The sequence below is a fragment of the Parafrankia sp. FMc2 genome (genome assembly GCF_041008525.1).
Lineage (GTDB): Bacteria > Actinomycetota > Actinomycetes > Frankiales > Frankiaceae > Parafrankia.
In genome coordinates this window covers 105,444-111,679 of record NZ_JBFLUG010000009.1, presented here as the reverse complement: position 1 = coordinate 111,679, position 6,236 = coordinate 105,444, and the positions used below count along the sequence as shown (strand labels likewise).

Below are 6,236 nucleotides of genomic sequence, written 5' to 3'. Positions count from 1 at the left end.
CCGCCGGGGCGCTCGGAAGCCTCCTGGTCTGCTCCTCGGCCAGACGCTCCACGGGGGCGTGCGGACCGGAGGGGTACCCGCTGATCGCTCCCTCATCCACCTGGTATGACTTGGGCGGCGTGCCCGGATACGGGTCGATACGGCCGGCCCCGCTGTCGTGCGGGTCTCTGCTGGGCCGCCGGCCCGCTGCCGGTGATGGTGGCGGCGCTGCCGGGGGCGGGGTCGGAGGCACCGGCGGACCACCGGGGTAGGCGGAACCGGACGGCACGCGGGCCGTGGGGGGTGCGCCGTCCGCCTGCCACGAGCCCGCCCGGCCGTCCGGGGAGCGCCGGCCTCGGCCCTCGCCGCGATCGCCGTGGCCGTGGCCGTAGTCCGCGCCATAACCAGGTTGCTGGCCGTAGCCAGGTTCCCGGCCGTGACCGCGGTCCCGGCCGTAGCCGTCATCCTGGTCGTAACCGTCGTCGGCCCAGGGGCGTCGGGACCCTCGGTCGTCGGCCGCGGCGTCGTGACGGTGCTCCTCGGCCAGGGGACCGCCATACCGGTCCACGTCGTACGAGCGGCCGCCGCGGTCGCTGCCGCCGCGTTCGCCGTCATACCAGCGCTCGTATCCGGCGGGCGTGTCCGCGCCGGGCGGGCCGTAGCCCGGACCGGGCTGCCGAGGGGGCTGCTCGTACCCCGGCGGGGCGTGACCGCGGTCGCCGCGCGCCGCGTCGTGACCGTCGTATCCGTGCCGATCACCGCGCCCGCGTTCGTCGCCCCGCGGGTAGCGGCCGGACTCGCGGCCGTCGTCAGGACGGTCCTCGTACGGACGGTCCTCATGGCGGTGATCGCCGGACTGGTAGCCGCCGGACTGGTAGTCCTCCCGCCGGCTGCCCTCGCGCGGCTGATCGTCCGGCGGGTAGGCCTCTGGCGGGTAGCCGCCCGGCGGGTAGCCGCCCGGCGGGTAGGTGCCCGGCGGGTAGGTGCCTGGTGGGTAGCTGCCGCGCGGGTAGTCGACCGGCGGGCCGCCGGCGTCCTGACGCCCGTACCCGCCGTACGACCGTTCGTAGCCGCGGGGGTCGTGGTGGTCGTGGTGGTCGAACTCGTTGGCGGGACGGGGGGGCCGGCGCGGATCCGGGTCGTCCCAGGACGTCGAGGAGTCTCCGGAGGGTCGGGCCACGTTCGGACGGTAGCGGTCCAGACGCTCATCGGCATCGGGGAACGGCGGGTCTTCGGGACGTGGCTGCCCGGCGTTCCCGTAGTGCTCGTCGCCGTGGTCGGCGTACCGCTCGACGGAGTAGGGATCCCGTTCGGCGGCGTAGGGGTCGCCGGCGGTGCCGCGGTCGGGGTTCCGCCCGTGCTGGCGGCCGTCCTGGCCGTCGCGGGGGGGCCGCCGAGGCCGGTCCGCCGGGGTCACCGGCCGTCCCGTCGCCGCGGCCGGGGTCCCGAGCCGGCGGGTGTGGCCGGCCGGTCCGGGACCCAGGGCACCGTCGGGCCGTGGTCCGGGTCGCCGGGATGGTGGGGGAACCGGTCGAGGCCCGGCGGATACGGGTCCCGCTCCGGAGCGCCCGGCGAGTTGCCCCGCAGCGGCAGTGTCGCCTGGTCGGCCCATTCTGACCCGGCCCGGGACGGCACAGGACCGCCGACATCGGGCCTGGGCGGATCGGAGCGTTGGGGCGACCCGGCACCGCCGGCCAGGGCACGCTGCCGGGACCACGCGCGCAGCCGGCGGAGCTGGCGGACCACGACCGCCACCATCAGCACGCCGATCGCGCCGACCGTGATGGTGGTCGCGATGGCGCCGTAGACCGTCGACCGGACCAGCACCCGCGCGGCCGCCTCCGGGCCGAGCGTCCTGCCGTCGGCGGTCTCCAGCCGGATGTCGATCGGGAACGTGCCGGCGCTCTCCGCGTCGACCTCGATCTCGATCTGGTCCTTCTGCCCGGCGATGAGGCGGCGGGCGACCTCGGGCGCCGAGATGAGTCGCCCGCGGTCGCTGGAGACGATCTTCAGGACGACGGTGACGTCCCACGGGGTGCTGTTCTCCAGTGTCACCGGCACCCGGCCACGGCTGCTGGTGAGGTTCACCATCTGCGACCCGACGACCCGCACGCCGTCCCGGAACCCGGTGGCCTCACCGTCTGCCTGCTGGACCAGCGAGACTCCGGCCGGCCGGTCCGTCCGCCAGGCCGCCGAGAGACCCGTGATCAGGGTGTTCTTCAGGCGCTCGGTCCGCTGGCAGGCGAGGGGGGCCGCGGGGGCCGCGGGGGTCGCCGGGCAGAAGAGCGAGGCCAGGGTCTGCACCTTGTCCCGGATCTCGCCGACGCCGTCGACGTAGTCGACCGGCAGCTCGCGCTCCCGGAGCGCCTCGGGGTAGGTCAGCCCGGCGCGCTGCCGGGTGCCGTCCAGGGCGGGGTCGGTCACCGCCTGGATGCCGATGGCGGTCGAATAGGGGCTCTCGATGGTGCGGAGGATCTCGGCGAGCCAGCCCTGGGGGATCCGGCTCGCGTCACGGGGCAGGGCGAGGACGACCGACCCCGACACCGACCGTGACGCCCGTAGCCGCTCGGCGGTGATCATCGCGAGTTCGGCCTGGAACCGGGCGAGTGCCACATCGTGGTCCACCTCGCTGCCCTCGTAACCGGTGACGAGATCGGCAAGCCGGTGGTCGGCGGCCAGCGCGTGGATCTGACCGGTGTCGGTGGCCAGGGTGACCCCGGCGGACGGGGTGTGGGTGACGGAGCGGGCCGCGGGCAGCAGTTCGTCATCGACGATCACCGTGCCTGCGTCGTTGGCGCTGAGCACGTTGACCGTCGGTGCGTCGACGATCCCGTCCGCGGGAAAGGCGATGTCCCGGATGCGCTGCGGGTCGACCCCGAGCAGTTCGGCGATCACGGTCTGGCCGGTGTTGACGGAGTACTGCAGCGCGTCCAGCTGGTCGGCGTGGACGAGGGAGGGCAGATCGACGTCCCCGTAGGGCAGGGCGAAGACGGTGCCACCCAGGTCGGCGTACTGCTTGATCATTTCGAGGAACGCGCCGGCCTCCGGGTCGGCCCGGCCGGTCTTCGGTCCGTCCGGAGCCGCGAAGAAGTAGTCCTCCCGCATCAGGAGCAGGGCCTGGACGAGGGTGGGGTCGACTCCGAGCGCGACTGTCGGCGGGACGGAGGGCATGCCCACCGCGGTGGCGTGGACCGCGTCGAGCAGCTCGCGGAGCCCGCCCCCCTCGGCGATCTCGGCGCGCAGGCCGTCGTCGGTGAGCAGGCCGTCGGAGCGCAGCCGCGGCGGGCTGGCCAGCGGCACCACGGTCAGCACCTGCGTCCGGGCCGCCACCCGTGAGGCGGACAGGACCATGAACGTCGTCGCCGTGGCCACCGTGGACGAGGCCCGGCCGTTGACCCTGCCGACCACTCTGATCCGCACGGGGTGGACTTCGACCCCTGTGGGGGGGACGTAGCGGGAGACGTCCGCCTCCGCGCGGAACGGGCTGCCCAGCATCGTGCTGGCCGTGTCCAGCGGCCCGCTGGCCAGATTCCGGTACTGGACGGCCGGCACCTGCTCGCCCTGGCTCAGCCGGCCCAGGTCCTCCCGGGAGCGCACGGCCGACCCCACCTCGAGTACGACGCCGAGGTCGGCGACCCGGTCGGTGCCCTGGACGAGCACGGAGCCGGCGACCTGAAGCAGCGGCGAGGCGGCGCTCGGGGCGGTGACCTGGGTGAGGGTGAGGCGGATCGGGAGGTTCGCTCCTGGCGGCATCGCGCCTGACGGTCCCGGGCTCGACGGCGCCGTGCCTGACGATGCCGTGCCGGTTGTGCCCGGAGATGTCCGGGTGACGGGCTGGATGGCTACCGGTGGGCCGGCGGCGATTCCCACAGATGAGGCTGATCCTGTGGACAAGTCTGTGGACAGCGCTGTGGAAACTGTGGATGAAGCCTGTCCGGAGCGGCCCTCCGTCCCGGCCGCGGTGCCCACGGCGACGCCTGTTCCCACGCCTGGCCCGGTGATCACCATGGTGCCGAGCACGGCCGCGACCGCGGCGAGGCGCGCCGCCGGCCGCCGCCGGGCCGGGAGGAGTCCGCTCACGAGGCGTCGGCGAGAATTGTCGGGACGCCATCCAGCAGGCGCCGTTCGTCCGCATAGGCCAGGCGGGCGGCGACCTCGGACAGGGGCACCCACGCGACCTCCGCCACCTCGATGTCGTCGTCGGAGAGCTCACCGGACATCCGCAGCAGGAGGAAGTGGTGCACGGTCTTGTGTACCCGGGCCTGCCCGGTCACGAACCAGAAGTCGATGGTGCCCAGCGGGCCCAGCACCGCTCCCGTCACCCCGGTCTCCTCGGCGACCTCCCGGACGGCTGCCTCCTCCGTGGTCTCGTCCGCCTCGACATGCCCCTTCGGCAAGGACCACAACAGGTGACCATGGCGATCCCTACGGGCGATCAGAGCGGCGTTGGCCCTGGTGGAGACGGTATCGAGAACGAGTCCACCGGCGGAGGTCTCCTCCACCCTGCGCAGCGGCCTGTGGCCGGGCGTCCTGCGCGGGGAGGGCATGCACTGATCGTACGAGCAGCGGCCGAATCGGCCCCGTTGTGTGTCCGCTTCATCCGGGAGTATCACCTCAGCGCACGGTTGGGTACGTTCCGCATCCCGGCGGCGGCCCGGGAGGTGTCCGCGCGCGTCGGAGGGGGTACGGCCGTCGCTCCGGGCCCACTCGCCCGTAATCTGAACAGGTGGCTGTGATCAGTCTTGACAATCCCCGGGATTCGGCGGAGCAGGTGGTGAGCGAGCTGCTGCGGGTCCCCGCGCCCGCTGACGAGCTGGGCCGGATCTTCGCCGACCACGGGCATGCCCTGTACCTGGTCGGCGGGTCCGTCCGCGACTCGCTGCTCGGCCGCGCCGCCGACGCCCCTGACCTCGACTTCACCACGGATGCCCGCCCCGAGCGCGTCCTGGAGATCACCCGCGGCTGGGCCGACGCGACCTGGGAGGCCGGTATCGCCTTCGGTACGGTCGGCCTTGCTCGCCGCGGGGTGCGCTTCGAGGTCACGACGTACCGCAGCGAGTCCTACGACCGGACGTCCCGCAACCCCACCGTGACCTATGGTGACGGCCTGCGTGAGGACCTGGTCCGGCGGGACTTCACGGTGAACGCGATGGCGGTGTCCGTCCCCGGCCACGACTTCGTCGACCTGTTCGGCGGCATGGCCGACCTGGCCCGCGGCGTGCTGCGCACCCCCGGCCCGCCGGAGGCGTCCTTCGACGACGACCCGCTGCGCATCCTGCGCGCGGCCCGCTTCGAGGCCGCGCTCGGCCTCACCCCGGTCCCCGAGCTGGTCGCCGCGATGCGTTCGCGGGCGGACCGCATCTCGATCGTCTCGCCCGAGCGGGTGCGCGACGAGCTGCGCAAGCTGATCGTCAGCCCGGACCCGGTCGCCGGGCTGGAGCGGCTCGTCGAGGTCGGCGTCGCCGACCTGGTGCTGCCCGAGCTCGGCGCGATGCGGATGGAGATCGACGAGCACCACCAGCACAAGGACGTCTACGCGCACACGATGACCGTGCTGCGCCAGGCGATGGCGCTGGAGGAGGACGGGCCCGACGAGGTCCTGCGCTGGGCGGCGCTGCTGCACGACATCGGTAAGCCGCGCACCCGCCGGCACGTCCCCGGCGGCCGGGTGTCCTTCCACCACCACGAGGTCGTCGGGCGGGACATGACCCGCCGCCGGCTCGTCGCGCTGCGCTTCCCCAAGGACGTCGTCGACGCCATCTGCTCGCTCGTCTACCTGCACCTGCGTTTCCACGGCTACGGCTCCGGCGAGTGGACGGACGCCGCGGTGCGCCGGTACGTCCACGACGCTGGCCCGCAGCTGTCCCGGCTGCACAAGCTGGTCCGTTCGGACTGCACGACCCGCAACCGGCGCAAGGCCGAGAACCTGGCCCGCGCCTACGACTCCCTCGAGGAGCGGATCACCGACCTCGCCGCGAGCGAGGAGATCGCCGCCATCCGCCCGGAGCTCTCCGGCGACGACATCATGTCGCTGCTCGGGCTGCGCCCGTCGCGGCTCGTCGGGCAGGCCCGGGCGTACATGCTCGACGTCCGGTTCGAGCGGGGGCTGCTCGGCCGTGAGGGCGCCGAGGCGGAGCTGTTCCGCTGGGCGCGCGAGAACGGCGTCCCGCTTCCGGGCGACGCGGCCGGGAACCGCGACGGCGGCAGTGCCGCCGACGGCGATGGCGGGGCAGCCGGCGCCGGCTGAGGAGCCGAGG

The 6,236-nt window shown here is 73.8% G+C and carries 3 protein-coding genes and 1 pseudogene; 1 reads left to right on the top strand and 3 read right to left on the bottom strand.

Translation table 11 applies throughout. The annotated features are described in order from the left end of the window. The 3 genes and pseudogenes from AB1460_RS05780 to AB1460_RS05770 all read right to left on the bottom strand — a co-directional run. Positions 1-1,396 (bottom strand): annotated as a pseudogene (locus AB1460_RS05780) (hypothetical protein); the annotation flags it as partial. Next, positions 1,393-3,999 (bottom strand): DUF6049 family protein, encoded by a 2,607-nt coding sequence (locus AB1460_RS05775; RefSeq protein WP_420497203.1) that lies wholly within the window; start codon positions 3,997-3,999, stop codon positions 1,393-1,395. The pseudogene AB1460_RS05780 and the gene AB1460_RS05775, both read right to left, overlap by 4 nt. Before the next feature lie 56 nt (positions 4,000-4,055). Beyond that, entirely contained in the window at positions 4,056-4,526 is a 471-nt protein-coding gene (locus tag AB1460_RS05770; RefSeq protein ID WP_368959562.1) for an NUDIX hydrolase, read from the bottom strand. 185 nt (positions 4,527-4,711) lie between these two features. On the opposite strand from AB1460_RS05770, the gene AB1460_RS05765 reads away from it, so the two are divergent. Then, positions 4,712-6,226, top strand: a complete 1,515-nt coding sequence (locus tag AB1460_RS05765; RefSeq protein ID WP_368959560.1) for a CCA tRNA nucleotidyltransferase — start codon at positions 4,712-4,714, stop codon at positions 6,224-6,226. Positions 6,227-6,236 lie beyond the last annotated feature (10 nt).